The sequence below is a fragment of the Rothia sp. HMSC065C12 genome (genome assembly GCF_001812085.1).
Classification (GTDB): Bacteria; Actinomycetota; Actinomycetes; order Actinomycetales; family Micrococcaceae; genus Rothia; species Rothia mucilaginosa.
This window is the reverse complement of the sequence record NZ_KV807678.1, coordinates 76094-77398: the sequence shown is the minus strand read 5'-3', so window position 1 is coordinate 77398 and position 1305 is coordinate 76094. Positions and strand designations below refer to the sequence as shown.

Sequence of the window (1305 nt, the reverse complement as noted above, 5' to 3'; positions counted from 1 at the left end):
ATATTTCACCCGAGGTTGACCTGGGGTACTACATTGACTCTGTGGCGATTTATAACGCTACCTCTGGTGAGTCCAAGCCTTTCTCGGTCAACGATGTAGCGAGCTACTACTATAAGCGTGACGAGCTGGTAACCCGCAATGCTGACGGCACCCGTACGGTAGAAGTCGAATATAAGGTTCAGGATGATGACGGGTTCTACCCCTCTCACGTGGGCTCGACGGCAGAAGTTCGGGTAACGTTCTCGGATTCTGAGTATTTGTACGGTAGCCATAAGTTCACGGTGAGCGCGCAGCTTCCGATGGTGCCTCCTGCCGCTGATACGGTTCGCCCGGTGAACCCCGGAAACGTGCAGCTGAAGGTCGATTCGGGAACCCTCAATATTTCTCAGGGCGGCACGGTGTCGGTGACGACTTCCCCGTTGAGCGCTGAATTCCGTCAGAAGTACACCTTCTACGAGCTGGCTCTGGTGCGACGTGGATCGGTGTACGTGCATGATTGGCGTAATAATAATCCGCCTCTCGACCAGTACGGCGGGTTTCTCAAGGATTTGAAGCATCAGGTGCGTGAGAACCCGGACGGTAGCCTCACCTACACGTTTGAGGTTCCCCCGCAGTACGTTGAGGCGGCGGACGGCGAGCTCTTTGACGTGTTCATGTCGTACTACCCCTCGGATGTAAATGAGCTGGATTTGTTGAGTCCGATATATCGTATTTACATCCGCGCCCATATTGACGTGGTTCAGGATGCGCAGCCTACCCGCGCGACCTACCGTTTCAGCCGGTCTGCGATTGATAACCCGTGGAAGGATACGACGCTGAGGGTTGAGGGTTGGCACGTCCTCTCGCAGGCTAATAACTTCGCGGGGGATGGTGAACAGCCGGTTCTCGCCTTGTATGAGGCTGACCCGGCAACAGGCAAGATGGTGGGTCAGCCCGTGTTCACGCACACGCTGGAGTTCACTAACCAGCAGGATAACTACGGCACGTTCCGTAACAACTACCTCAACACGGAGATGACGATTCCGGCGGGTACGTTGAAGCCGGGCAAACTGTACTTCATGGGCGTGTACGGTGGCGGGGTGCCTTACCCCGGCATGGAAGATTCTCCGGGTTCTATGCTGAATGATGTTGCGGAGTTCCTGCCGGTGCATTCCCCCGATCAGGAGTCCACGGGGCCCGCACTGCACCTTGGGTCGGTAAGTTTGAGCCCGTACGCGAAGACGAACTCGTTTACGGCACGCGCTACCGGGCTCTCTGCACCGGGTGAAGGATCGTACCGCCTCTCGGTGCAGCATGTTGATGAGC

General features: G+C 56.5%; 1 pseudogene. It reads left to right on the top strand.

The annotated features are described in order from the left end of the window. Window positions 1-1305: pseudogene (locus HMPREF2836_RS04600) on the top strand (siroheme synthase); the annotation flags it as partial.